The sequence below is a fragment of the Roseivivax sp. genome, from assembly GCF_054552075.1.
Genome location: NZ_JBTOLZ010000018.1, coordinates 64,659 through 89,379, shown reverse-complemented (window position 1 = coordinate 89,379; position 24,721 = coordinate 64,659). Strand labels below are relative to the sequence as shown.

The window sequence follows — 24,721 nt, the reverse complement described above, 5'->3', positions numbered from 1 at the left end:
CCGGTCCGGGGCGCCGAAGGCGGCCCGGACCAAACACCCATCACACCCCCGGCGCCAGGCGCACCCGCTCGACGGAGAGCTCCCGCAGGCGCAGCCCGACCGGCGCGCGCAGGACCCGGCCCCGGGGCGAGAGGCCGCGCTTGCGATCGAGCGGGCCGTAGCCCTGGTGCAGGAGGCCGAGGCGCATCTCGACCGGGTGGTCGGGCTCCTGCAGCTCGGGGCGGCACTGGTAGGTATAGGGCGCCGCGCAATCCGCGGGCACCAGCGTGTCGATGCCCTGACGGGCGATCACCTGGCGGCCGTCGCAGCGCACCCGCAGCAGGCCGCGCTCGGCGTCATAGCGGATCAGCACCTCGATCTGCGCCCAGTCGCCGAAATCCGCGGGCGAGAGGCAGGGCGTGTCGCCGAAGCGCAGCCCCCGGCGGGCGTCGAGATGCAGGGCGTAGAGCTTGTTCTGGCTGGTCCGGTCGCGGCGCCAGTCGGCGATGGTCAGGAGGCTGCGGCGGTTCGGGCCGCCGCCGTAACGCAGGGGCTCCTCGACCAGCACCTCGAAGCGGTAGCGCGCGGCCTCGCCCGGAGCGATCAGCCGGGTCGATTTCAGCATGGCGCGGCTGTTGCCGTTGTAGCAATCGCTGACCTCGCGGTTGATGTATTCGGTCTCGGAACAGTCGGCGGCGGGCAGGGAGACATACACTTCCCCGCCGCGCATCTCCGGGTCGCGGCCGTTGTGGGCGTGGGGGACGAAGCCCGCCGGGGCGGCCTCGGCCAGGGGGGCTGCGAGGAACAGGCAGAGCGAAAGCGCAAGGCGCGGGGCGGCCTTGGGGCGCATGGGGACCTCCTTTCGGAAGCGTGGACGTGAGATTTGCACGGCGGGACCGGCGCGGAGGCCGGCTCGACAGGAAAGGACCGCGCGGACCGAAGCCAGACGGCACGGGGCCGTGCCACGGGGGCGCGGCGCGGGTGTGTTGTCGGGGTCATCGCGAGGGGCCGACAGCGCTCGGGTCACGGTGCTCGGGGCAAAGCGCCCAGGTCACAGAGCTCTGGGCAAAATGCTCAAGTCACAGTGCTCAGGGCAGCCTGCACAGGGCACGGCATGCCGCAGATCAAACGCTGTCGCGATGCGGCGGGCTAAGACGCATCCGCCCGCCGACCGGGGCCGCCCCGGAAAGGCGGCCCCGGGAGAAGGGGCCCGAAGGCCCCCAGAAACCTACCAGAGCGCGGACTGGCTGCCGCCGAGCTTGGAGTTGCCGAGCGGGCGGTAGTCCTCGACGAAAGCCGCGATCTCGGGGGCGTCGAAGAGCGAGAGATAGGCCTCCGCCCAGGCCAGCTCGAAGCTCTGCAGATCGTCCTCGCCCGAGAACATCAGCTGCGCCTCGCCGGCGCGCTCCTCGACCAGCGAATTGTCCTCGAAGGCGGCGGGCGTGAAACCCGCGATCCGGTGCAGCGCGCCGTCGCACATCTCGAAAGGCGCGAAGCCGTCGTCGTCGAGAAGCGCCGCGCCGACCACCAGGGCGCCGGTGGCATGCAGCTGGTATTTCATCGCCCGGGGGCCGCGGCTCATCTCGTGCGGCAGGGCACCGGCGTCATCGGCCTGGCAGGCGACCTCGGCGATGGAATAGGCGGCCCAGGCGCGCAGCATGTCGTCGTCGGTCGCCTCGCCCACCGCGGCCACGGCGTAACCGGCCCAGGCGCGCAGGTTGTTCTGACTCGCCATCGGCGGGGCCTCGGCGTCGAAATACTGCATCGAGGCGCGGGCCAGCGCGCCCAGCCAGTCCTCGATCCGGGCCTGGCGTTCGGGATCGACCGAGGCGACCTCCTTGGCCTGCAGATAGGCCATGGCCATGCCGCCCCAGCGCGAGGGCGAGGAGATCCGCGCGTTCATGGTCTCGAGCTCGCTCATCGCCCCGGCCTCGGCCCAGCTGTCGAGGGCGGCGAAGATGCAGCCCGCGCGGCGCTCGGCCTCCTTGCCCTGCAGCGCCTTGTTGGCGCTCTGGGCCAGGGCCTGCACGAAGTCGTCGATCGGGCCCAGGGCTTCGTCGACGGCGGCATCGGACTCCTTGTCGATGTCCGAGCGGTCCTCGCTCTTTTCGGTGTAGCGGCTGCCGTAGGACAGCGAGACCACGGGGTCGGGCACCTCGAAGCAGTCGCCGGGGGCGGCGTCTTCCTGTGCGAGGGCCGGGACGGCGGGCGCGAGAAGCGCCAGCGCGGTTGCGGTGAGGACGGTCTGTCTCATTGCGGTTCGGTCCTTGCGTTGTCGATCATGCGTGCGGTGGATTGCGCCGGCGCGTGGCCGGCCTCGGCGGCCCGGAACAACCAGTCGTCCGAGCGGCTTTGCGAGCGGTCGACGCCGATGCCATAGGCATAGGCCTGGGACAGCAGGAACATCGCCTCGGCGTTGCCCTGCCCGGCCGCGGCGCGCAGAAGGCTGCCGTAGCGCGCCATCTCCTCGGGGCCGCGGGCCTCGTCGCGCAGGATCCGGGCGAGTTCAAGCTGCGCCAGCGGGTTCCCCTTTTCGGCGGCGGTCTCGTAGAGGGCGCGGGTGTCCACCCGCTCCCGGACCGCGCGGGCGACCTCGGCGTCGGAATAATCGAGCAGGTTCAGCCCCGAGGCGACCTCGTCGATCGGCGCATCCCTCAGGAAGTCGACCCAGAGGTCGGTGGCCTCGGGCGCGGGCATCTCGATCCGACCTTCCTGGCGCAGCGACAGGAGCCGCCGCATGCCCTGCGGATAGCCCAGCTCGATGGCCGCGCGGTAGAGCTCTTCGGCGCGCGGCATGGGTGCCTCGTAGAAGCCCTCCTCGAGGATCGCATCGGCGAGGGAGACGAGCCGCCAGCCCGAGCCCTGCGCCTGGCTGCGCGCGATCTCGAGCCAGTGCTGCGCGCGCTCGGTCTCGTCCAGCGCCTGCAGCGCCTCGGCGAAGCGCAGCGCGCCCTCGGCGCTGCAATCGGCCAGGCTGCGGATCCGGCCGAGCTGCGGGCCCAAGGGCGCGCCCTCCTCGGCGAGATAGGGCAGCGCGAAGATCAGCCCGGCGAAATCGCCGTTCCGGGCGATGGCCTCACGGTATTCGGCCCAGGCGCCCGCGGCATCGAGCCCGGGGTCTTCCGCGATCAGGATCTCGATGGCCTGGCCCTGCCCTTCGGCGGCCAGCGCGCGGGCCAGCTCCAGCATCCGGGCGCGGGTCTCCTCGGAGGGATCGGCGTCGCGCAGATGCTCGATGAGCCGCATCCGGGCGCCGCCCTCGCCCGCCGCGATGGCGGCGCGCAGGTGCTCGCGGGCGGCCTGCATCTCGCCGCGGGTCTCGGCGACCTGGGCGCGGGCGACATGCACCTGCGCGCCCTGCGCCCGGGCCAGCCCGCGCAGGGGCGCGAGGCCGCGGTCCTCCTGGGTGACCGCGTCGAAATGCGCGAGCGAGCGCGCGCGGGCGTTCAGCGCCTGGCTCTGCAGCTTGGCATAGACCAACGGCGCGCTCTCGCGGTCGACCCGGGCCAGCGCCTCGGCGGAAAGCTCCACCGTCTCGTCGCCCGAGAACTGCTCCATCCCGGCCCAATAAGCGGCCTCCTGCGGCTGCGGCGCGGCGGGGCCGCGGCACATATGGGCGGTCTGCAGGTCCTCCATCGGGCCGGTGCGGCCATTGGCGCGCACCACGTTGCGCAGCGCCGAGGTCACGTCCAGGAAGTCCTGCCGGTCCTCGATCGCGCGCAGGTTCAGACGCGCCAGCCGCAGCTCGGCGGCATGGTCGGAGCCGTCGATCTCGGCGGCGCGGCGGAAGTCGGCGAGCGCCGCCTCGGCCCCGCCCCAGCGGCCGTCACGCGCGAGATAGGCGTCGCCGCGCTGGACGAAGGCCCAGGCCGGCGGGTCGGTCAGCTCGGTGAGCGCGGTGAGCCGGGTGATGACGCGGGTCAGGTCCTCTTCGGAGCCGTCGTTCTCGGCCCGCGCCATGCCCGCCAGCCGGGTCAGCGCGGTGCGGTCGCCGTAGCCCGCCGCGCGTTCGTAAATCTCCCGCGCGCGGGCGGCGTCCCGGTCGGTCAGCGCGCCGCGGTTCAGGATCTGGGCGTATTCCGCCATGGCGAAGGTCAGCCCGAAGTTTGAGGCCTGTTCGAGGTGGTCGAGCAGGACCGCGTTGTCCTTGTCGATCTCCTGCGCGTCGAGGTGGTATTGCGCCACGTCCCAGGCGGCGTTGGCCCCGCCGATGCTGGCGGAGAGGCGATACCATTCCTCGGCCAGCGCGGGGTTGCGGGTGACGACCTCGCCGTCGCGGTATTCCCCGGCGATCTGGTTGATCCGGTCGCAGACCAGCGCGTCGACCTCGCCGATACGGGCGCCGAAGGCCATGGTCACGGCGACCTCGGGGTCGATGTTCCAATCGCCGATCTCGGCGCCCTCGCTGGCAAGCCGCGCCATCTGCAGAAGCGCGGTGGGATGCCCGCCGTAGGCAGCCTCGCGGAAGAGCGCGATGGCGCGCGGGCGGTCGGCCTCGAGCCCCTCGCCCGCGAGCAGAAGTTCGGCGGCCATGATCTTGGCCTTGATCGGCCCGTTCTCGGCGGCCTCGAGAAGCGCCTCGAAAAGGCCCTCCTCGCGGACCTCCTCCATCCGGTCGGCGGCCATGAGCAGGTCCAGCCGGTCAAGCATCTGGTCGGTCGCGCCATAGCTCTCGACCTCGGCGCGCAGGAGGTCCTGCGCGGCGCTGATGGTCTCGAACCAGCCCTCGGCGTCGCGCTGGCGCAGGAGCCGCAGGTCACGCCGGACAAGCGCCACGGGGCGCCCGTCGAAGCCCTGGCCCTGCCAGTCGGCCCAGCGCTCGGTCAGCACATGGCCCGGCGGGCGCGGGGCGCAGACCGCGTGGGCCTCGATCTCCGGCGGCGCGAAGGTGACGTCGATCGGCGCGGCTTGGGCGCCGGGGGCAAGCCCCGCGACGGCCCAGAGGGCCGCCGCCGACAGAGGCATGGCGCGTGGGAAGGTCATCGGGTCCTCCTAGGGATCTGCGGCCCGCGGGTCCGGGGCTTATTGCGCGTAGGTGCTGGTGGTGGCCGCGGCGGCCAGCGCCTCGGCGCCCTCGCCGGTCAGCACCACGGTGGTGGCGGTGCCGCGCCGCAGCTCCACGGGATCGAGCGCGACCAGCGGCTCTTCCTCCTGGCGGACCTCGAAGCTCAGCGTCAGCGGCGCCTTGAGCCCGACGCCGTCGTGGCCCTCGGGGGCGATGTCCGAAAGTGCTGCGGTCTCGGCCTCGAGCGCGTAGAGATCGAAGCTTTCCAGCGTCGAGAGGTTGTAGAGCAGCAGGTCCGCCTGGGCCGGGGAATCCTTCACCTTGTCCTCGATCAACCCGGCTTCGGTGCCGGCGAGGAAGGTGTAATGGGTGTTGGCGCCCAGCTCGACGGTGGTCTCTTCCTCGCCCAGGCGCAGCGTCACCTCGCCGGGCGCGGCCTCGACATAGGGCGTGACGCCGGCGTCACCGGGGGTGACCTCGGTGCCGGCGATGGCCACGCGGTCGGCCTCGGCGCCGATCACCCGCAGGAAGGAAGCGTCGGGCGAGCTCGGTTCGGGATAAAGCCCTGCGTCCTGGGCCAGCGCGGTGCCCGCGGTCAGCAGCGCGGCGGAGAGCGGCAGCAGCGTCGAACGGTTGATCATGTGGAGGTCTCCTTCTCGTGACAGATGGACAGGGAGGCACCCTCGCGCGCCGGCTGGTCGAGCGTGACGCTAAGGGCGGTGAAATCGTCCCGCCAAAGCGGGGCGACATGGTGGTAGAAGCGCTGCGTCGGGGCGTAGCGGTCCGGGCGGGTCACCTCGGCGCGGGCCTCGAGCCCCGCGTCGGTGACGAAGGTCAGCCGCGCCGCGCGGCCGTCGGCGGCGCCGGTGTCGACCTCGACGTAGCTGTCGCGATTGAGGCCCTCCTCGGGCAACGCGGCCCGCAGCCCGCCGTCCTCGGTGACCTCGGTCTCGAGCGGCGCGCAGGTGGTCGCGACCGCGCCCAGCAGCTCGCGGAAGGGAAATTCGCCGAAGTCTCCGAGGTTGTTGTAGATCGGGTTTTCCCAGACCAGCACCTCGGGGGGATTGTCGCGGAAGTCCTCGGACAGAAGGTAGCCGGTGATGCCGCCGAACTGGTTGCCGCCGGTCACCGAGTAGTTCGCGACCGCAGCACCTGCAGCCTGCGACAGGAAGCCCTCGAAGTGAAAGCGCGGCTCGGCCGACATCGAGGTCCCGGCCAGCGCGATCGGCGGGCCGGAGCCCTCCTCGGCGAAGATGCCGCCGCTTGTGTCGGCGCCGCCCGCGGCCTCGGTCTCGAAGCCGCGCACCTCGGCGCGGGGCACCGTCTCGCGGCAATGCGCCTGGATCTGGCGGCGGAGCGCCGAGTTCACCATGCGCGGCTCCGAGGCCGTGGTCTCGAAGTCGGTCTTGGGCATCTCGCCGTAGCCCGGCAGCTCGCGGATGCGCGTGCCCAAGGCCTCGGCCACCGCGCGGGCGCCCTCGGGGCTCCAGTGGAAATCGGTGCCGATGAAGGGCGCGCCCTCGGCCCCGCGCATGGCGCGCATGCTGTCGACGGTGGTCACGCCGGCCTCGCGCAGCTTGCCCAGGAAGGCGTCATAGGCGGTCTCGGCGATGCCGATGTCGAAGCCGTAGCCCGCCGCCGCCTCGGGCAGGTTGTCGGGCATGGCGAGGCTCTTGGTCGGCACCGGCACATAGATCAGCTCGGTGCCCTGGGCGCGCAGCGCCTCGGCGAGGCGGCCCATCAGGCCCGCGGCCTCGACCGACAGCGGGTGGTTCGTCCGCATGTCCAGCGTGACGCGGTAGAAGGTTCCCTCGGAGCCTTCCATCAGGCGCATCGGCTTGGCCGATTGCAGCCCGTGGCAGCCGTAGCGCGAGGGCGCGGGGCCCTCTCCGCCCTCGGGGGCGGCGGCGAGCGGCGGGGTGGAAAGCGGCGAGGTCAGCGCCAGGAGCGCGGCGCAGAGCTTTGGGGCGGCCTTGGTCATTCCGGGGCCTCCTCGGGGTTGGATGTGTCCTGGGTGTCGAGCTGGCGCAGCAGGTTCTGCGCCGCGGTGCGGGTGCCGAGGCTCTCGGCCTGCATGGCGCCCTTCAGAAGCCCGCGCAGCCGCGCCGGATCCTCGGGGCCCGGGCCCGAAAGCGCCTCGGTCGCGAGCTCCAGCGCCGCCTCGGCGTCGCCGGCGGCGGCCTTCTCTTCGAGAAGCGCCTCGACCTTGCCGGGCTTGCGGCCGAAGGGATGGCCGGTCTCGTAGTAGCGCAGCAGCGCCTCGGAGGCGGTGTCGCTGCCCTGCAGCGCGAGGTTGCGCATGGCGTTCTCGAGGTGGTCGAGCCGCGCCTCGGAGAAGTCGATGTCGCGCTGGTCGAGCAGCCGCACCAGCTCGTAGACCGCGTAATCGCGCCCGGTCAGCCCCGCCGAGGCGAGATAGAGCGCCGCCGCCGAGCGCATGTCGCGGCCGTCCAGTTCCAGGAGCCGCTCGGCGTAGCGGAAGGCGGCGAGCCCGTCGCCCGCATCCGCGAGCCGGCGCATGTCCTGGAAGGAGATGGGCTTCTCGTCCAGCATCCGGCGGCGGAGCTGCTGCAGCTCCCAGGTGGGCAGATCGGTGGTTTCGGTGACGCGCCGGTCCAGCGCCTGGGCCTGGATCACCGGCGCGGCGCCGGAGGCCCTGGCGGCCTCGGGGCGCAGGGGGCCAAGCGGCGCGGCCAGCGCCGGGGTCGCGGCGCAGAGCGCCAGCGCCGCGCAGGCGAGCCTGGGATCAACCATGGGGGGCCTCCTCGGAATTCGGATGGCTTTGCGGGAGCCCGAGGTAGCGGACCGGATACTCCCAGAGGACAAGCGCGGGCGGCGCCTCGGAAAGTGCCGGGTCATCCAGGAGCGCGCGCATCGGTGCGACCGGGCCACGGCCCTCTTCGGCGAGGTTCAGGATGTCCCGCCCGAGCGCGAGCTTCAGCGCGGGCAGGAAGCTCCAGCTGTCGTTGGCGCTGTAGCTCGTGCCGACCAGGAGCGTGTCGACCCGGGGCGCGTCGGCAGCGAAGATGCCGCCCTCGGCGCCGCCCGCTTTCTTGGCGACATACGGCGTGACCCGCTCGGGCCCGAGCCCCAGCGCCGGGGCGAAGCTTTCCGAGGTGACGAAGGACACCAGGTCGCCGACGAATTCCTCGGGCTCGGCCGGGGCGCGGCGGAAGCGGGTGTCGCCCGGCTCGATCAGCCCGGAGGCCGCGACCGCCTCGGCCACCTGCCGGGCGCCCTCGGGCGTCCAGTGGGTGTCGGTGGTCAGATAGACCGGCGCGTCCTTGGCGGCCTCGGCCAGCGCCGGGCGGGTGTCGACGGCGGGGATGCCCGCACGGTTGAGCGCGGCGCGGAAGCGATCGTATTGCGCCTGCATCCGGGCGCCCGCCCCGTCCGGCGCGTGGTCGCGGTAGATGTCGGCCTTGGCGGGCACCGGGATCATCACCAGCCGCGCGCCCATCTCGGCCAGCGCCTCGTCCGCGCGGCGCACCGCCTGCATGGCCAGATCGAGGCTGTCCTCGGAGGCGCGGGTCATCTCCTCGTTGGTGAAAAGCCAGCCCTCCTCGCCCGCGGTGACCCCGGCGCGGCCCTCGCCCAGAAGCGCGTAGCGCCCCGCGCCGATCAGCCCCACCGAGGCCGCGCGATGCGGCAGCTCGGCGCTGTAGAGCTGGCCCAGCTCGCTCGTCGCCTCGCCGCTGACCAGATCGCCCTCGACCCCGTCGAGCGCCTCGGGCGCGGTGAAGATCTGAAGGTTCACCACGGCGGCATAGCCCAGGAAGGCCAGGGGCAGCGCGTGCCGCATGATCTGCAAGACTCTCTGCATCTCGGGCCTCAGAACTGGAAGTAGAGGAAAGGAGAGAAGCTCTGCTCGGCGAGCTTCATCAGCGTCAGCGCGGCCAGCCCGGAGACCAGGACCGAGGGCGCGAGCGCGCTGGCCAGGGTCAGCGTCCCGTCGGTGCGGGGCATCATCCGGCGGTGCACGAGGCCGCGCAGCGCGGGCTCGATCAGCACCACCCCCGCGGCCAGCGCGGTGAAGAGCAGGCTCTCGCCGCTGATCTCGAAGGCGGCGACAGGGCTCAGCGCCAGGCCATGCGCGCCTGCCATGCCGGCCAGAACCTGCCCCGCGGTGCCGAGGTCCGGCGCGCGGAAAAGCACCCAGCCGAAGAGCACCACGAGAAGCGTGCGCACCAAGGGCGCGAGGCCGGCCGCGCGGTCGCGGCCCGTGGCCCGCTCACCGGCCATCCAGAGCCCGTGCCAGGCGCCCCAGAGGACGAAGGTCCAGGCCGCCCCGTGCCAGAGCCCGCCCAGCACCATGACCGCCACGACGTTGACATAGGTGCGCAGGCGCCCCCGCCGGTTGCCGCCCAGCGGAATATAGAGGTAGTCGCGCAGCCAGACCGAGAGCGAGATGTGCCAGCGCCGCCAGAACTCGGTGATCGAGCGGGCGTGATAGGGCAGATCGAAGTTCTCGATGAAGCGGAAGCCCATCATCCGGCCGAGGCCGATGGCCATGTCCGAATAGCCCGAGAAGTCGAAGTAGAGCTGCAGCATATAGGCCACCGCCCCGGCCCAGGCGAGCGCCATGGAGGGGTTCTGCGTGGCGAAGGCCAGGTCCGCCAGCGGCGCCACGGCATCGGCCAGGAGCACCTTCTTCGACAGCCCGATGAAGAAGCGGATCATGCCGCTGGTGACATTCTCCATCGAGTGGTGGCGTTCGCGGAACTGGTCGGCCAGGTCCTTGTAGCGCAGGATCGGCCCGGCGATGAGCTGCGGGAACAGCGCGATGAAGGCGGCGAAGTCAAGAAGCCGCACGTCCTCGGGCGCGTCGCCGCGATAGGTGTCGACCAGGTAGCTGACCGACTGGAAGACGTAGAAGGAAATGCCGATCGGCAGCAGGATCTGCCAATGCATGCCCAGCGCCTCGGGCGTGGTGCCGAAGAGCCCCGCGAGGCTCGCCACGAAGAAATCGAGGTATTTGAAGAGCCCCAGCACCCCCAGGCAGCCGGTCACGCCCAGCGCGCACCAAAGCTTGCGGGCCCGGCCCTCCGCGTGGCGGATCATCCGGCCGATGCCAAAGGTCCAGAGCGTCGTACCGACGAGCAGCGCCAGGAAATCCAGCCGCCACCAGGCGTAGAAGACGTAAGACCCCGCCAGCAGCGTCGCCGATTTCCAGCGCCAGGGCGTCAGGAAATAAAGCGCCAGGAAGCCCGGCAGGAAAAGGAACAGGAAGGTTTCGGAGGAAAAGACCATCAGATTGCCCCCCCGGAGCGGCAGGCCTCGAAGGCGCGGTCGGCGGCGTCACGGCGCAGCGCCAGCGCTTCGCGGGCGGCGAGCCCCTCGACGATGACATCGGCCCGCGCGGGGCCCGTGCCGGCCTTCAGGACGGTCGGGGTGAGCTGGTCGAGATCGCCGCCCAGAAGCCGCGGCAGCTGGTCGGAGAGGTCGTTCATCGCCAGCCGCACATGGGTCATCTCGGAGCCGCGGATGCCGACGCGGTTGCCCGCCACCCGGTTGCGGATCAGGAGCGCGCTGGCGCCCGGCGTCTGGCGGTGCAGCGCGATGCCGGGGCCGTCGTTGTCGAGGATGCGGTTGCCCTTGGCGATCAGCGTGCCGCCGCCGCGCAGCGCGAGGCCCGCGCCGTCGTTGCGGGTGATGCGGTTGTCGCTCAGCCGCAGGCAGTCGGCGCGTTCGGCCAGGGTGACGGCGGTGCCCCCGAAGTCGGCCAGCGTGTTGCCGCTGAGCGCGACGCCATGCGCGCCGTTGTCGACCCGCAGCCCCTTGCCGCCGCCGCGGCGCAGGGTGTTGTCGCGGACCTCGCTGCGCGAGACGTCCGAGAGATGCAGCGCCTGGGCACCATGGGTGCCGAGGATCTCGTTCCCGGCGATCACGCCCTCGGCGCCGGTGCGGACATGCAGCGCGGTGCCGGTGCTGGCCTGAAAGCGGTTTTCCGTGATCTCGAAGCCGTCGACGCCGCTGAGCGTGACGCCGCGCAGGCCGAGGAAGCGGTTGCCGCTGAGCGCGCCCGCCTCGCCGCGCCCCAGCATCCCGCGCCCGCCGATGTGCAGGCCCGCCGCATGGGGCGCGTCGCCGTAGCCCAGATGCGCGATCTCGCTGTCACGGACGGCGAGGCTCTGGCGCCCGACGCCCGCGATGAAGGGCCGGAAGCCGTCGATCTTGGGATGCGCGCCGCCCTGCGCCGCGATCCGCGCGCCGGTGATGCGCGTCTCGCCGAGCGACAGCAGGAAGGCCCCGGCGCGGCGATCGAGAGTCAGCTCCTGACCCTCGGAGATGCTGAGCTCGGCGCCCTGGACGACGACCACCGGCAGGCTCAGCCGGTAGCCCGCGCCGCGGGTGGTCACCGCCTCGGGGGCGCCCGCCTTCTCGGTGGCGCGGTCGAGGTCGGCCAGCGTCGCCGCGCCGGACTGCAGGTAGATCGCGCGCTCGGGCCCGGCCTCCACGAGGTCCGAGACATCCGCCCCGATCCCCGTGGCCAGCTGCATCACCGCGAGCCGCGCGTTGGCGATGGAGACCTGCGGCGCGGTCGTCTCCTGCCCGGCCGCCATGGCTGGCAGGAGCGCCGCTGACGCGCAGGCCAGGATATGGCGCAGCGCCTTAGGCAAGGGCCCGGCTCCTTTTTCCGCCCGGAAGTTCCGCCTGCGCCGCCACGGGCTCTTCGGCCTTCTCCGAAGGGGAGCCCGCCGATGCGCAGAGATCGACACGCACCAGCGCCAGCGGCTCGGGGCCGTCGTTGGCGACCCGCAGCGCCTCGCCCGGGGCGAGGGTGACATGTTCACCGGCCTGCCGCGCGCCCGCGGCCTGCGCCGGGCCCTCGATCGAGGCGCAGCCGGCGGTCACCGCCAGCACCAGGCTGGCGCCCGGCTCGGCGCAAAGCTCCAGGCTCTCGCCCGGGGCCAGATATTCCTCGGCGACCCGGTCGGTGGCGCCGTCCGAGGCAGGCGCGGCCTCGGCATGGGTCAGCACCTCGCTCCGGTCGCGCTTTTTCAGCTCGCCCACGGCCTCTTTCACCTTCTGGGCGTTCTCGTGGTTGGTCACCAGGAGCGCGTCGGGCGTGTCCACGACGATCACGTCCTCCATGCCGACCACGGCGACAAGCTTGTCGCTGGCGCGGATCAGCGAGTTGCGGGTGTCGAGCGTGACCACCGAGCCGGTCTCGACGTTGCCGTCGTCGGACTTCTCGCCAAGGCTGTGGATCGCGGGCCAGGCGCCCACGTCGCTCCAGAGCACGTCGACCGGCACCACGCTCACCCGGTCGGACTTCTCGAAAATCAGCCGTTCGGTCGGGTCGTCCTTGGCGCGGGCGAAGCTCTCGGCCTCGAGCACCTGGCCGTCGCGGTCGCGGCTGCCCAGCAGCACGGCTTCCTGCACCGCGGTCAGGGTCTCGGGGTCGTGGCGGGCGAACTCCTCGATCAGAACGTCGGCGCGCATCATGCTGATGCCCGAGGACCAGAAGGTGTCACCCTGGTCGACCAGCTGCTGCGCGCGCTCGGCCTCGGGTTTCTCGATGAAGCCCTCGACCGCGTGCAGCCCGGGGTGTTCGGGATATTCCGCGCCCGAGCTGATGTAGCCGAAGCCGGTCTCGGGGTAGCGCGGCACGATGCCGAAAAGCACGATATGCCCGGCCCGCGCGGGCGCCACCATGGCGCGCACATAGGCGTCCATGTCGCCTTCGATGATATGGTCCGAGGGCAGCACCAGCAGCAGCGCCTGCGGATCGCGGGCATAGAGCGAGAGCGCGGCGGCCAGCACCGCGGGACCGGTGTTGCGGCCGACCGGCTCGCCGATGAAGCGCGCCTCGGCGCCGATCCCGGAGACCTGGTCGAAGAGCAGCTCGCGCTCGGCCTCGGAGGCCACCACGATGGGCGCCTCGAACAGGGCGGAGGTGTGCCGCAGCACGGTTTCCTGGAAGAAGCTGCGCCCGTCCGCGCCGTCGATCGGCTGGAACTGCTTGGGCTGGCGCACCCGGGACATCGGCCAGAGGCGTGTCCCCATGCCCCCCGAGAGAATGACCGGATTCACGAGGTTATGTGTCATTGGATGTCTCCTTGGGGTTCGTCGGCCGCGGCCGAAGGGGTGTCGGCCGTGCCGGCCAGAAGCGCCTCGGCGCCATCGCTCGCACCGGTCCAGAGCGCGGCGGCGCCCGACAGGGCGCGCGCGCCGAGGTCCTGCAGAGGGGCCAGCGGCGCCAGGGCGTCATGCGAGACGCTGAGCGCCGCGACCTGGCCCATGGCGCTTTCGGGCAGGTCGGTCTCGGGGGTGAAGGTCGCGTGGACGTGGTCCTCGGCCATGGTGCCCGGCGCGATGCGCGGGGCGTCCTCGGGGCGGGCCTCGAAGGACAGCCCGTTGGCCAGTTCGACCTCGACCGCGCCGCTGCGCTGGATGTCGAACAAGAGCGCGCTGGGGATGTCGGCCTCGACCACCATGCTGCCCTCGGCACGGCGCAGCGCGATCAGCGGCTCGCCGGCCAGGACGGTGCTGCCCTCGGCGATGTTCAGCGGCCGGGCCGCGCAGTCGCAGGGCTTGGCGAAGGACAGGGTCTCGCCGTCCGAGGTGTCGATGCTGTAGAGCACCTCGCCCTGGGCAGCTTCGGGGTTCAGGAAGGCGATCTGCCCGTCGGCGGTGGCGCGCATCGCCTGGCCGCTCGGCAGCACCCGGCCGGGCGTGTCGATCGAAGTGGTGAAGATGCGCTCCTGCATCAGCGTCAGGATCAGCCCGATCAGCGCCAGCGAGAACACCGCCACGGCGAGCCCCGCGAAGGCGCTGCCCAGCCGGTCGCCGAACCCGCGCGCCGGCGGCGGTGCCTTGGGCCCGCGCGGCTGGGTCAGCGCGCCGCTGCGAATGAGCGCCCCGGCGCTGGTCAGATCGCCCGAGATGTAGTCGTTCAGGATCTGCCTGAGCTGCGCCTGATGCTCGCCGGTGGGATCGGTGAAGACCAGCGCGGCGCTGGCGTCGTCCTGCAGCGTGATCCGCGCGGTGGGCGTCAGCACCACCTGGAAGCCGGGAAAGTCGAAGCCCAGGCGCACCACCCGTTCGGCACCGTCGAGCGCCGGGTCGACAAGCCCCGAGATCCGGGCCTCGACCAGCGACAGCGCCTCGCCCTTGTGGTGGCGCCCGTCGATCAGGACGCTGAAGGGCAGGTCGATCATCGGGTGTTCGTTGCCGTCATGGACCTGCGCGGGATGCGCGTGGGCCTGCGGGAATTGAGGGGATGAGGTCATGGAATACTCTTGGGCAGGAAGGGTCAGAGAAGGCCGGTGAGAAACAGCGCCCCGATGGCCAGCCAGCCGAAGGCCAGCGCGTGCATCCCGGTCGAGGAGGCGGCTTTCACCCGCTCGCGGAAGGCCGGGCGGGCGCCGCCGCCCGAGGCGCTCTGGCGGGTCCATTTCTGCCGGTCGAGCCGGAAGAGCGCGTAGCTCTTCACGCTCGCCCCGACGATCTGGCCGAAGTAGAGAAGCGGCGGGAAGACGATCGGGAAATAGCCCGGCCGGAACAGCGACAGCGCGGCGCAATAGACGTAGCGGGTGAACATGATCCAGGCGAGATAGGCGGGCAGCACCGCCGGCGTCGCGAGAAGCGCCGTGGCGATCACCGCCAGCGGCCCGGCCAGCGTCGTCCAGATCGAGAGACGCTGGTCGACGATCGACCACCAGGTGAAAAGCCCGATCCGCCAAGGCCCCAGCGCCATGGCCCGCCCGTTGGTCCGCAGCATGTTGCCGAACCAGCGCTTCATCAGCGCCACGGCGCTTTCGACGAAGCCGGGCTTGGGCTGCTCCTCCATGCTCAGCGAATGCAGGTCGGGCAGATAGGTCATCCGGTAGCCCCGGCTCAGGAGCCAGTACCAGGTGGACTTGTCGTCCCCGGTCAGGAAGCGGATGCGCCCGAGCCGCCAGTGGTCGATCTGGTCGGATTGCACCTGGGCGATGAAGCTCGGATCGGTCGCGAGATCGGCCCGGAAGACCGACATCCGCCCGGTCAGCGTCAGCACCCGCCCGCCGAAGGCCATGGAGGACATCATCATCTGGCGCTGGGTGAAGCGCAGCTCGAACCAGTCCCGGAAAAGCGGCGTCTCCTCGATCTCGACCTGTTCGTCGGTGGTCAGCGCACCGACCCGCGGATCGGTGAAGAAGGGCGCCGAGCGCGCGACGATGTCCTCTGGCACGCAGCTGTCGCCGTCGACGAAGACCAGCACGTCCCGCGGGCTCGGGGCCTCGCGCTGCAACAGCCGGAGCGAGCGCGCGATGGCGTCGCGCTTGCCCGATCCGGGGATCTGGTCGATCACCAGCTTGACGCCGGGCATCTGCGGTTTCCTGGCCTCGAAGAGGTCGCGGATGATCCTCAGGTCGGCCCCTTCGACCACCGAGGCGACGATGGTGGCGCCCCCCGGAGAGGCCGCCGCCGCCTCGAAGATCGAGGCGTAGACCCGGGCGGTGACCCGGGGCTCGATCTTGAAGGTGGTGACCATGAAATAGCCATGCGCGGGCACCGCGCGGCGGGCATAGGCCGCCTCGGCGCGGCGCCGCTGCCGGGGGTAGCGCCAGTGGATGTAGGCCAGGGCGCGGCTGAAGTTGATCGCCCCCCAGCTGTAGCGCCAGGCCCCGATCGCGCCGAGCGTCAGGATCGCGCCTTCCGCGCCGGAGAAGCTCCGGTCGTGGACGGCCAGCGCGATCGCCGCGCAGAGGGCTATGTAGGCCAGGTGTCCGAGCATGGGGTTACCAGCAGATGCCCTGGTAGGTCGCGTCGGACATCATGCCGGGCTCGATCCGCGTGAGGTCGACCACCCGGCGGCTGCCGATGCTGTCGCGGATGCGGGCCTCGACCTCGGGGTAGCGGTTGCCGACCACGATGACCTCGGAGCCCTCGATCAGCGCGTCGATGTCGGTCTGCATCCGGTCGCTCAGCTCCGGCACCACGGCATTGCCGCGGCCGACGGCGGTCGGATCCATCTCGAAGGCGGTCGAGACATAGGGGTCGTAGATCTGCACCTCCTGGCCGGTCTCGATGAGCCGCGCCGCGAGATCCGCAAGCGGGCTCTCGCGCAGGTCGTCGGTGCCCGACTTGAAGGAGACCCCGACGAGGCCCACGGCCTTCTTGGAGGCCGCCCGGACCAGCCCTTCCGCGCGGGCGATCTGCCCGTCGTTGGCGGTCAGCACCGCGTCCAGAAGCGGCGTCGGCACCCGGCGGTCGGCGGCGACATGGCGCAGCGCGCGCACGTCCTTGGGCAGGCAGGAGCCGCCGAAGGCAAACCCCGGCCGCAGGAAGGCCGGCGACATGGCAACCTTGCGGTCCGAGCAGAGGATCTGCATGACCCGCTGCCCGTCGAGGTCGTTGGCCTTGGCGATATTGCCGATCTCGTTGGCGAAGCTGATCTTCATCGCGCGCCAGGAGTTGGAGGTGTATTTCACCATCTCCGCGGTGCGCAGGTCGACGCGGTTGATCTCGCAGGGCAGATGCTCGTTCAGCCCCGAGAGCAGCGCCTCGGTCTTGGTGTCGAGGCTGCCGAAGACGATCAGCCCCGGGTCGTCGTAATCCTTGATCGCGGTGCTCTCGCGCAGGAACTCGGGGAAGTAGCCGACGCCGAAGTCGCGCGCGGCGATCTTGCCCGAGGCGGCCTCGATCGTCGGGATGCAGACCTCTTCCATGGTGCCCGGCACGATGGTCGAGCGCATCACGACCGAGTGGAACTCGGATTTCTGCGCCAGGGCGCGGCCGATGTGCTCGCAGACCGAGACCACGTATTTCAGCCCGACGGCGCCATCGGCGTCCGAGGGCGTGCCGACGCAAACAAAGGAGGCTTCGGTGGAGGCCACCGCCGCCTCGGCATCGGTGGTGGCGCGCAGGGCGCCGCTGGCGACGGTCTCGGCCACGAGCGTGTCGAGCCCGGCCTCGACGATCGGCGGCCTGCCGGCGTTGAGCGCCGAGACCTTCTCCGCGTCGACGTCGACGGCGATGACCTCATGCCCGTCCCGGGCGAGGCAGGCGGCCGAGACGACGCCGACATATCCGATGCCGAAGACGCTGATCCTAGCCATGTCTATCCCTTTCTGCCCCGCGGCCCGGGGCCTTGTGCGATTCTGTCTCCGGCGCGCCGCCCTGCTGGCGGCCGCCGGGTTCGGGGCGGGGGATAGAGGCTTTGGTCAGGGAGCTTCAGTCGGGAGGACTACGCAGTCGGGTCGGGCGTTCGCCCCCGGCCTGCGTGGTATTCCCGAGGGCTGGTGGGGCGGCGCCCCACCTGAGGGATTTGGGAGAGGTGCTGTGGTGGGTGAGAGGCGCGAGGGACGCGCTGAGACCGCCCGCACGCGGGCTCAATGCCCTTGAACCCGTCAAACCAGAATTGTCGGAGGAATGGCAAAGAGCGGCTGAAGCTGCGGCAAAGTCCTGCCGATCCAGCTCGTGCCACGCGGCTCTCCAGCGGTCTTTGCTAAAGCGGTTTCACACGGCCCGCGCCCGGCCCCCACCAGTCGGTTCTCAACAGGCACAGGCCAACTGACTATCTTATTGTCCGCGCCACGCGGCGCGCGCTTGGAATTCGCCATGAGCTACGCGCCCGACCCCGACCTCGGCCCCGCGCGCCGCGCTCAACACCCGCGCCGCAGCGCCAGCCCTACAGCAGCCAGCCCCGCGCCGCCGCCATGCGCACCAGCTCGGGCTTGCTGGCGATCTCCAGCTTCTGCATCGCCCGGGCGCGGTGGGTGTCCACGGTCTTGGGGCTCAGCTCCAGCGCCTCGGCGATGGCGCGGTTGGCATGGCCGAGCGCCGCCATGCGCAGGATCGTCTCCTCGCGCTCGGTGACGTCGCGCCCGGCGGTCCGGGCGATCTGCCCGCGCGCCAGCCCCCGGCCCACCGACTTGTGCACGAAGGTGCCGCCCTCGCAGACCACCCGCACCGAGCGCGCAAGCGCCTTGGCGTCCACGGTCTTCGGCAGCACCCCGCGAAAGCCCATCTCGACGCAGTAGCGCGCCAGCTCCACCGTCGGGCGGGTGGCATAGGCGATGAGCCGCACCCCTGGCACCGCCGCGCGCAGCGCCGCGACCAGCGGCTTCAGGGGATGCGCCAGGAGCGGATCGAGCAGCACCACGTCGGGCCGCGCGCCGCAGAGCCCCGCCTGCGTCACCGGCGCCTCGGCCCCGACCTCGTGGCCCTCGGGCCCGAGCGTGTCGCGCAGGAGCCCGGCCAGGGCCTGGGCCAGGATCGGGTTCTCCTCGGCGACGACGATCTTCGCGGCGGCTCTCGGCATGAAAGGCGTCCTTCAGAACCAGGCGTTCTGCATGGCGAAGCTGTGCAGCGAGGAGCGGTTGGCCAGCCCCAGCTTCTCCATGGCGCGGTACTTGTGAGTCTCCACCGTCCGCGCGGAGATCGAAAAGAGCCGCCCGATGTGCTTGCAGCTCTGCCCGCGCGCCACTTCGACCAGCACCTCGCGCTCCCGCGCGGTCAGATCGCCCGTGCCGGAAAGCGTCAGCGCCTCGGTGGGCGCGCCCGGGTCGCCGAAGGCGCCGTCGACATAGATCCCGCCCAAAAGCACGCTTTCCACCGCGCTGGCGAAATGCTCGAGGCTCTCGCTCCGCGCGATGACACCCGAGTAGCCCGCCTCGAGGCAGGCCGCCGCTGTGCTCGCCGCCGAGGGCGGCAGGAAAGCCAGGGTCTCATGCTGGCCGAGCTGCTCGGTCAGCGCCGCGCGCAGCCGGTCGGGGGACTGGCCGCAATGCGCGGGGTCGCAGATCACCATGTCGGGCCCCTGCCCCATGCCCCGCGGCGGCAGGGCCTTCTGGCCCACATGGGCCTCGGCGGAACAGTCCGGCAGCGCGTCCAACCGCTCTGCGAGGGTGGTCGCAAGGATCAGGCTGGTGTCGATCACCAGGATCCGGACCGCGGTGTCGGTCGTGGGGGCCTGCATGTAGGTCCTTTGTTGGTCGTTTCACGGGACAATTCGTCACCGAGGCAAGCCCGCTGCGCGCGCGCGAGTTCCAAAGAAATTCATATTTTTGAAAATCACGTTAGGTAACCGCAGAAACCCGCCCAAACCACCATCCGCCGCCGCGCAAATCCGCCGAAAATAGCGCCCCTCGATCACACCTCCGTGCCACCAGCACACCGCCACCCAACAGAGGGCCCGCACCCCAACAGGCGCCCCACCCCACCTGCTTCAGCTTGGTCCAAATACCTCGGGGGTGAATGCGGGCCCAAAGGCCCGCTGAGGGGGCAGCGCCCCCCCGGTCCGGGGTGCCACAGGCGGCCCGGACCCGCCCGCAGCGCCTGCCAAGGCGCCAAGGGCCAGACCTGCCCCCGCGCCGCCAAGGCGCGGGGACCGCCGGATCAGACGCCCGGGCTAACCCCGCCCTTCAGCCCGTCTCGGTGCAATGCCGCCGGAAGGCGCGTTTCAGCATGTCGAGCTCGGCGCGCAACAGGTCGACCTCGGCGCGGATGTCCTCGGCCAGGGGCTCGTCGCCGATCATCGTGAAGGACCCGAGCCGGGCGCCGCTCGCGGCCTCGGTGATCAGGAAGGTCATCACCCCGTCGCCCAGCGCCTCGGGCGGCACCGGCACTTCGAGCGCCCAGCGGCCGGGCCTGTCGATGGGGCTCAGGACCGCGCCGCGCAGGGGCGCGTCGAAGAGCGAGACCAACACCTCTGGGGCCGGCGCATCGGCGGGCTCGGCGGCGATCTCGCCTTGCCAGCGTCCGTCCTTGAAGCGGGTCTTGGTCAGCGTGTAGGCGGCCATGGCATCCCTCAGAGTTCGGCGCGCGGGCGGCGCGAGAAGGTCAGGTCGCGCAGCACCACCTGGTTCATTTCCGGCCCCTCGAAGATGATGTCGAGCCAGAGCTTCTCCACCCGCTTCTCGTTGAGCTTGGTATAGGCCAGGTCGAACTCCACCGCGACCTCCGGGGCCCCGAGCGGCAGCTCGCGCACCAGCTGTTCGGTGTTCGGCCCGTGCTTGATGTTGAGCCGGGCGAAGATCTCGATCGGGCGCTCCATCTCGATCACGCTCTCGAGCCGGATCAGGTGGCGGCGCTTCAGCCCCTTGGCGACCTCGCGCGGCAGTTCGAGCGCCAGCGACAGGTAAGAGCCGTCGAAGCGGAAGACATCCATGCGCAGCCCCTGCGGCGCGAGGTCGGCCTCGCGGCGGTTGCGCAGCTGGCGCAGAGTCACCTCGGAGCGGGCGCAGTCGTGGAAAAGCCGCGCTTCGCGGCCGAGCGCCGTGCCGCTTTCCACGGCGGCCGCGCCGGGGGCCGGCAGCGGCGCGGTCCAGATCTCGGGGCGCCAGGCCCAGTCGGCGTCATGCGGGCGCGGGAAGGACTGGCTGCCGAGCGGCGGCAGCGCCAGCCGGCTGTCGGCCACGAAAAGCAGATCGTCGAGCGCCCGGCGCAGCTTCTGCGCCTCGCCGCGCTGGCGGCGCAGCCGCGCGAGGTCGGCCCGGGGCGCGCGCCGCGCCATGCGCTTCAGGCGGCGCAGCGCGCCGCGCTGGAACAACCCTTCGAGAAAGCCCTGCCGCCCCGCCATGTCACTGCCTGTAACTCTGCCCGCAATCCGGCACCTCTGCGCCGGTTCATCATCCTATGACAGAAAGTCGGGCTTTGACAAAGCCCGCTCAGCCCGGCGGGGTGGCGCTGCCGCTGGCCGAGACCGGGATCTCGCGGCGCGGGCTGGCGCGGCGGATGCGTTCGGCGGTGATCGACAGAAGCTCGGCGCCCGCGTCGCGGGTCAGCCCGCTGTCGGCGGGGGCATAGACCGCAAGGCCGACAAGCCGCGCGCCCTGCAGGAAGGCGCCGCGCCAGTAGCCCGGGCTGCCGCCGGGCAGGAGCTCCTGGCCGCCCTCTTCGAGGTAGACAAATGTGGTCGCCTCGTCGCTGCGCGCCTCGAGCACCGAGGCGCCGGACAGCTCGGCCAGGGTCTCGACGCTGGGCTGGACCGGGGTTTCCTCTTCCGGGCCGACCGAGACGGTGATGATCGCGGGGGTGACCTCGGGGCCGGTCTTGCCGCCCGAGAGGATGTTGCAGCTGGCCAGCATGGCGAAGCCGCCGCGGCGGCCGCTCTCGACCGTTTCGGGGTCGATGCAATAGCCCGGCGGGCCGGCGACGATGATCTCGCCGTCGGCAAGCGGAGCGGCCTCGATCAGCCGCGCCCCGCCGTCGGGCTGGGCCAGTGCCGAGGCCCCGCCCGAGGAGCCGGGCGAGGCGAAGTCCGACAGGAAGCCGCGCGCGGGCACGAGCTCGCCTTCGGGTGAGACCTCGCAGCCCGCGAGCACCGGAAGACAGAGCGAAAGGAGAACCGCGCGCGTTCTGGTCATCAGATATCCATATAGACGTGTTTTTCCTTGGCGCCGCCCGGATGGGTCACGGCGCCCTTGTAGGTCGCGCCCACGAGCTGGGCGAATTTCCACAGCGCGCCCGAGGCGTAGATCGTGTCCTTAGGACCGGCCCAATCGGCGCGGCGCTTGTCCAGCTCCTCCTGGGAGAGGTCGACCGAAAGCTCGCCCGAGACCGCGTCGATGGTGATCATGTCGCCGTTCTTCAGAAGCGCGATGGGCCCGCCGTGGGCGGCCTCGGGGCCGACGTGGCCCACGCAAAAGCCGCGGGTCGCGCCGGAGAAGCGGCCGTCGGTGATCAGCGCCACCTTCTTGCCCATGCCCTGGCCCGAGAGCGCCGCGGTGGTCGCCAGCATCTCGCGCATGCCCGGCCCGCCAGCGGGGCCTTCGTTGCGGATCACGATGACCTCGCCTTCGGCGTATTCGCGGTTCTTGACACCCTCGAAGGCCTCTTCCTCGCATTCGTAGACGCGCGCCGGGCCGGTGAAGACCTGGTCCTCGGCGGCGATGCCCGCGACCTTCACGATGGCGCCCTCGGGGGCGAGGTTGCCCTTGAGGCCGACCACGCCGCCGGTCTTGGTGATCGGCGTCTCGATGCTGTGGATCACCCGGCCGTCGGCCTCGCGGGTGGTGCGGTCGAGCTCTTCGCCGATCGAGCGGCCCGAGGCGGTGATGCAATCCTCGTGGATCAGCCCGGCCTTGCGCAGCTCCTTCATCACCACCGGCAGGCCGCCGGCCTCGTAGAGGTCCTTGGCGACAAACTGCCCGCCGGGCTTGAGGTCGACGAAGTAAGGCGTGTCGCGGAAGATCTCGCAGACGTCGTCGAGGTAGAACTCGATGCCCGCCTCATGGGCGATGGCCGGCAGGTGCAGCCCGGCATTGGTCGAGCCGCCGGTGCAGGCCACCACGCGGGCGGCGTTCTCCAGCGCCTCGCGGGTGACGATGTCGCGGGCGCGGATGTTCTTCTCGATCAGGTCCATGACCGCCTGGCCCGAGGCCTCGCCATACTGGTCGCGGCTCTCGTAGGGGGCGGGCATGCCCGAGGAGTTGAAGAGCGCCAGCCCGATCGCCTCGGAGACGCAGGCCATGGTGTTGGCGGTGAACTGGCCGCCGCAGGCGCCCGCCGAGGGGCAGGCCACGCGCTCGAGCACGTCGAGCGCGGCGTCGGAGAGCTGGCCGTTCTGGTGCCGGCCGACGGCCTCGAACATGTCCTGCACGGTCAGGTCGCGGCTGGCGAAATCCTCGGGGATGTCGGCCCCGGCGGGCGCCTTGCCCGGCAGGATCGAGCCGCCGTAGATGAAGACCGAGGGCACGTTCAGCCGCACCATGGCCATCATCATGCCCGGCAGCGACTTGTCGCAGCCCGCGAGCCCCACGAGCGCGTCGTAGCAATGCCCGCGCATGGTCAGCTCGACGGTGTCGGCGATGGCCTCGCGCGAGGCCAGCGAAGAGCGCATACCCTCGTGGCCCATGGCTATGCCATCGGTGACGGTGATGGTGGTGAACTCGCGCGGGCTGCCCGCGGCCGCCTTGACGCCGAGCTTCACCGCCTGGGCCTGCCGCGAGAGCGCGATGTTGCAGGGCGCAGCCTCGTTCCAGCAGGTCGCCACGCCGACCAGCGGCTGGTGGATCTCCTCTTCGGACATCCCCATGGCGTAGTAATAGGACCGGTGCGGCGCGCGCGCCGGCCCCTCGGTGACGTGACGGCTGGGCAGTTTGGTTTTGTCGAAGGCGCGCTTCAGCATGGCTTCCTCCCGCGGGGCTCGTGCGATTGTTCGATCCCGCATACAAAAGCCCCTGTGGCTTCACAAGAAAGAAGGCTCGGCGCTGCCATGCGCGGGAGCATGGCGCGGCGCGGACGCAGGGGCCAGCGGATCGGCTGTGCTGGGCGGGCTGTCGGCCACATCCTGCCGAGAGGGGCGGCTTGGGGGCGGTTGGTGGGCTCGGCGGAGGGGCGCGAGGTGCCGACGAAACGCGCGGCGCCTTGGTGAAAAGTCGGGGCGTCGCGCCGAGGTCGACAACATCCCCCACCACCCTCTCACCCCTTCCAGACAGAGGGCGCGCGCCGGGCCGGGGGCCGGCGCTACTGACCTCTGAGCGGCGCGCTTTATCTCAGCAAGGTCATTGCTCGCTGTCAGCTATGCACGCCATCCGAAGGAGCGCCGGCCCAAGGCGCCGGTCCGGCGCGCGCCCGGCATCCTCGATGCTGCTCGGGCGAAAAGAGGGCACTTTTGCTCCAACACGGCATCTTCGATGCCATTAGGGCGCTTTGACCCCGGCGCCGCATCTTCGTTGCTATTCGCACGCAGGCGGGCGCTTCGTCCCCAGCGTGGCGTCCAACTGAGAGGTTTGATCAACGCGCGGTCGCCTTGGGCCGCCCCACCAACCTCTCCACCAGCTCCACAGAGGGCGCGCGCCGGGCCGGGGGCCGGCGCTACTGACCTCTGAGCTATGCGCTTTATCCCAGCAAGGTCAGGGCCAGGGGTGAGCTGTGCACGCCGCCCGAAGGAGCGCCGGCCCAAGGGGCCGGTCCGGCGCGCGCTCGGCACCTTCGGTGCTATTCGGGCGCAAGTCGGGCGCGGTCTAGTCGGGGCGCTCGGAACTGGGAGCTTATTCGGGTGCTTGGCGTGCCGCGCAAGGCGGCCTTGAGTGCCGCTTTGGGCGGGCTTTGCGTGCAGCTTTAGGCCGACCTAGGAACCTCAAGGCGACCCGCAGCCCCCCAATCGACCCACACCCAAAACAAGCCTTCCATCCGCACCCCACCACAACTCACCCCAACCCCAACCGCCGGTCCAGCGCCTCCCCCGCCCCGGCGCGGTAGTGGAACACCTGCCACCCGCGCGCGCTCGCCGCCTCGAGGTTCTCCTCGGTGTCGTCCACCAGCAGGATCCGCCCGGGCGGCACCTCGGTCTCGCGCTCCAGGATCGCGAAGAACTCCGCGAAGGGCTTGCGCACCCCCATCCGCCCCGAGGAGAACATCCCGTCGATCAGCGGGCCGAAGCCCATCTCCTCCTCGATGTAGCGGCAGCGGCGGTCCTCGTTGTTGGTGGCGATCACCTGGCGCAGCCCGCGCGCCCGCAGCGCCTTCAGCCGCGCCCGCATGGCCGGGTCGGTGTTGGCGTCGCGCTCGAACCAGTAGCGCAGGATGGCGTCGGGGCCGGGGGCGTAGCCGACCTCCTCGGTCCAGCCCGCCACCGCCTCGCGCAGGTCGCGGCGCCCGGCGACCACGGCCTCGAAGACCTCGCCCGAGAGATGCCGCGTCAGCGAGGACACCGGATGCCCGATCTCCGCCTCGAAGTGGCGCGCCCAGAGGTGGCGCCCCTCGTGGATGTTGTCGTTCAACACGCCGTCGAAGTCCCAGGCGATGAGGGCGAGATCCTGTGCCATCACCGCCAAGCTAGGCCCCGCGCGCCCCTTTGCC

Annotated in this window: 20 protein-coding genes; all 20 read right to left on the bottom strand. The window is 71.2% G+C overall.

Translation table 11 applies throughout. The annotated features are described in order from the left end of the window. Positions 1-40: 40 nt before the first annotated feature. Positions 41-829 (bottom strand): hypothetical protein, encoded by a 789-nt coding sequence (locus ACX938_RS14030; RefSeq protein WP_459431519.1) that lies wholly within the window; start codon positions 827-829, stop codon positions 41-43. A gap of 378 nt (positions 830-1,207) precedes the next feature. Next, on the bottom strand, positions 1,208-2,233 hold the full coding sequence (locus ACX938_RS14025; RefSeq protein ID WP_459431518.1) for an alginate lyase family protein: 1,026 nt from the start codon (positions 2,231-2,233) through the stop codon (positions 1,208-1,210). Further along, positions 2,230-4,962, bottom strand: coding sequence for a hypothetical protein (locus tag ACX938_RS14020; protein ID WP_459431517.1), 2,733 nt, complete (start codon positions 4,960-4,962; stop codon positions 2,230-2,232). The genes ACX938_RS14025 and ACX938_RS14020 overlap by 4 nt, the downstream gene beginning before the upstream one ends. 39 nt (positions 4,963-5,001) lie before the next feature. After that, positions 5,002-5,625, bottom strand: a complete 624-nt coding sequence (locus tag ACX938_RS14015; protein WP_459431516.1) for an alginate O-acetyltransferase AlgF — start codon at positions 5,623-5,625, stop codon at positions 5,002-5,004. Next, entirely contained in the window at positions 5,622-6,965 is a 1,344-nt protein-coding gene (locus ACX938_RS14010; RefSeq protein WP_459431515.1) for an alginate O-acetyltransferase AlgX-related protein, read from the bottom strand. Before ACX938_RS14010 ends, ACX938_RS14015 begins: the two co-directional genes overlap by 4 nt. Then, a complete protein-coding gene (locus ACX938_RS14005; RefSeq protein WP_459431514.1) occupies positions 6,962-7,738 on the bottom strand; it encodes a hypothetical protein in 777 nt (258 codons plus the stop codon). Before ACX938_RS14005 ends, ACX938_RS14010 begins: the two co-directional genes overlap by 4 nt. Further along, complete coding sequence (locus tag ACX938_RS14000) at positions 7,731-8,807, bottom strand: alginate O-acetyltransferase AlgX-related protein (RefSeq protein ID WP_459431513.1); 1,077 nt, start codon at positions 8,805-8,807, stop codon at positions 7,731-7,733. The genes ACX938_RS14005 and ACX938_RS14000 overlap by 8 nt, the downstream gene beginning before the upstream one ends. Positions 8,808-8,815: 8 nt before the next feature. Further along, positions 8,816-10,234 carry an MBOAT family O-acyltransferase gene (locus tag ACX938_RS13995; protein WP_459431512.1) on the bottom strand — a complete coding sequence of 473 codons (1,419 nt, stop codon included), beginning with the start codon at positions 10,232-10,234 and terminating at the stop codon, positions 8,816-8,818. After that, a complete protein-coding gene (locus ACX938_RS13990; protein WP_459431511.1) occupies positions 10,234-11,604 on the bottom strand; it encodes a right-handed parallel beta-helix repeat-containing protein in 1,371 nt (456 codons plus the stop codon). The genes ACX938_RS13995 and ACX938_RS13990 overlap by 1 nt, the downstream gene beginning before the upstream one ends. Further along, on the bottom strand, positions 11,597-13,036 hold the full coding sequence (locus tag ACX938_RS13985; RefSeq protein WP_459431510.1) for a mannose-1-phosphate guanylyltransferase: 1,440 nt from the start codon (positions 13,034-13,036) through the stop codon (positions 11,597-11,599). Before ACX938_RS13985 ends, ACX938_RS13990 begins: the two co-directional genes overlap by 8 nt. Continuing rightward, entirely contained in the window at positions 13,033-14,220 is a 1,188-nt protein-coding gene (locus ACX938_RS13980) for a hypothetical protein (protein ID WP_459431509.1), read from the bottom strand. Before ACX938_RS13980 ends, ACX938_RS13985 begins: the two co-directional genes overlap by 4 nt. A 23-nt stretch (positions 14,221-14,243) precedes the next feature. Further along, a complete protein-coding gene (locus tag ACX938_RS13975) occupies positions 14,244-15,707 on the bottom strand; it encodes a glycosyltransferase (RefSeq protein ID WP_459431508.1) in 1,464 nt (487 codons plus the stop codon). A gap of 4 nt (positions 15,708-15,711) precedes the next feature. Further along, entirely contained in the window at positions 15,712-17,031 is a 1,320-nt protein-coding gene (locus ACX938_RS13970; RefSeq protein ID WP_232755170.1) for a nucleotide sugar dehydrogenase, read from the bottom strand. A gap of 572 nt (positions 17,032-17,603) precedes the next feature. Beyond that, positions 17,604-18,236 (bottom strand): response regulator transcription factor, encoded by a 633-nt coding sequence (locus tag ACX938_RS13965; protein ID WP_232755169.1) that lies wholly within the window; start codon positions 18,234-18,236, stop codon positions 17,604-17,606. A gap of 12 nt (positions 18,237-18,248) precedes the next feature. Further along, the gene (locus tag ACX938_RS13960) at positions 18,249-18,893 is read right to left on the bottom strand and encodes a response regulator transcription factor (protein WP_459431507.1); all 645 of its coding nucleotides are present in this window, start codon (positions 18,891-18,893) and stop codon (positions 18,249-18,251) included. Positions 18,894-19,338: 445 nt separating this feature from the next. Beyond that, positions 19,339-19,716: a hypothetical protein gene (locus ACX938_RS13955; RefSeq protein ID WP_459431506.1), complete on the bottom strand. Its 378-nt coding sequence runs from the start codon at positions 19,714-19,716 to the stop codon at positions 19,339-19,341. A gap of 8 nt (positions 19,717-19,724) precedes the next feature. Then, positions 19,725-20,495 carry a DUF6478 family protein gene (locus tag ACX938_RS13950; protein ID WP_232755166.1) on the bottom strand — a complete coding sequence of 257 codons (771 nt, stop codon included), beginning with the start codon at positions 20,493-20,495 and terminating at the stop codon, positions 19,725-19,727. Between the two features lie 88 nt (positions 20,496-20,583). Further along, complete coding sequence (locus tag ACX938_RS13945; RefSeq protein ID WP_232755165.1) at positions 20,584-21,282, bottom strand: dihydroxy-acid dehydratase; 699 nt, start codon at positions 21,280-21,282, stop codon at positions 20,584-20,586. Next, positions 21,282-23,045 (bottom strand): dihydroxy-acid dehydratase, encoded by a 1,764-nt coding sequence (gene ilvD, locus ACX938_RS13940; protein WP_459431505.1) that lies wholly within the window; start codon positions 23,043-23,045, stop codon positions 21,282-21,284. Before ilvD ends, ACX938_RS13945 begins: the two co-directional genes overlap by 1 nt. Before the next feature lie 1,024 nt (positions 23,046-24,069). After that, the gene (locus ACX938_RS13935) at positions 24,070-24,687 is read right to left on the bottom strand and encodes an HAD family hydrolase (RefSeq protein ID WP_459431504.1); all 618 of its coding nucleotides are present in this window, start codon (positions 24,685-24,687) and stop codon (positions 24,070-24,072) included. Positions 24,688-24,721 lie beyond the last annotated feature (34 nt).

What these genes read in the sequence shown, in the direction of transcription:
- ACX938_RS14030 (WP_459431519.1), bottom strand. Translation starts at nt 829, where the DNA reads ATGCGCCCCAAGGCCGCCCCGCGCCTTGCGCTTTCGCTCTGCCTGTTC.
- ACX938_RS14000 (WP_459431513.1), bottom strand. Translation starts at nt 8,807, where the DNA reads ATGCAGAGAGTCTTGCAGATCATGCGGCACGCGCTGCCCCTGGCCTTC.
- ACX938_RS13995 (WP_459431512.1), bottom strand. Translation starts at nt 10,234, where the DNA reads ATGGTCTTTTCCTCCGAAACCTTCCTGTTCCTTTTCCTGCCGGGCTTC.
- ACX938_RS13965 (WP_232755169.1), bottom strand. Translation starts at nt 18,236, where the DNA reads ATGCCGAGAGCCGCCGCGAAGATCGTCGTCGCCGAGGAGAACCCGATC.
- ilvD (WP_459431505.1), bottom strand. Translation starts at nt 23,045, where the DNA reads ATGCTGAAGCGCGCCTTCGACAAAACCAAACTGCCCAGCCGTCACGTC.
- ACX938_RS13975 (WP_459431508.1), bottom strand. Translation starts at nt 15,707, where the DNA reads ATGCTCGGACACCTGGCCTACATAGCCCTCTGCGCGGCGATCGCGCTG.
- ACX938_RS14025 (WP_459431518.1), bottom strand. Translation starts at nt 2,233, where the DNA reads ATGAGACAGACCGTCCTCACCGCAACCGCGCTGGCGCTTCTCGCGCCC.
- ACX938_RS13980 (WP_459431509.1), bottom strand. Translation starts at nt 14,220, where the DNA reads ATGACCTCATCCCCTCAATTCCCGCAGGCCCACGCGCATCCCGCGCAG.
- ACX938_RS13970 (WP_232755170.1), bottom strand. Translation starts at nt 17,031, where the DNA reads ATGGCTAGGATCAGCGTCTTCGGCATCGGATATGTCGGCGTCGTCTCG.
- ACX938_RS13945 (WP_232755165.1), bottom strand. Translation starts at nt 21,282, where the DNA reads ATGACCAGAACGCGCGCGGTTCTCCTTTCGCTCTGTCTTCCGGTGCTC.
- ACX938_RS13950 (WP_232755166.1), bottom strand. Translation starts at nt 20,495, where the DNA reads ATGGCGGGGCGGCAGGGCTTTCTCGAAGGGTTGTTCCAGCGCGGCGCG.
- ACX938_RS13985 (WP_459431510.1), bottom strand. Translation starts at nt 13,036, where the DNA reads ATGACACATAACCTCGTGAATCCGGTCATTCTCTCGGGGGGCATGGGG.
- ACX938_RS13960 (WP_459431507.1), bottom strand. Translation starts at nt 18,893, where the DNA reads ATGCAGGCCCCCACGACCGACACCGCGGTCCGGATCCTGGTGATCGAC.
- ACX938_RS13935 (WP_459431504.1), bottom strand. Translation starts at nt 24,687, where the DNA reads ATGGCACAGGATCTCGCCCTCATCGCCTGGGACTTCGACGGCGTGTTG.
- ACX938_RS14010 (WP_459431515.1), bottom strand. Translation starts at nt 6,965, where the DNA reads ATGACCAAGGCCGCCCCAAAGCTCTGCGCCGCGCTCCTGGCGCTGACC.
- ACX938_RS14005 (WP_459431514.1), bottom strand. Translation starts at nt 7,738, where the DNA reads ATGGTTGATCCCAGGCTCGCCTGCGCGGCGCTGGCGCTCTGCGCCGCG.
- ACX938_RS14020 (WP_459431517.1), bottom strand. Translation starts at nt 4,962, where the DNA reads ATGACCTTCCCACGCGCCATGCCTCTGTCGGCGGCGGCCCTCTGGGCC.
- ACX938_RS14015 (WP_459431516.1), bottom strand. Translation starts at nt 5,625, where the DNA reads ATGATCAACCGTTCGACGCTGCTGCCGCTCTCCGCCGCGCTGCTGACC.
- ACX938_RS13955 (WP_459431506.1), bottom strand. Translation starts at nt 19,716, where the DNA reads ATGGCCGCCTACACGCTGACCAAGACCCGCTTCAAGGACGGACGCTGG.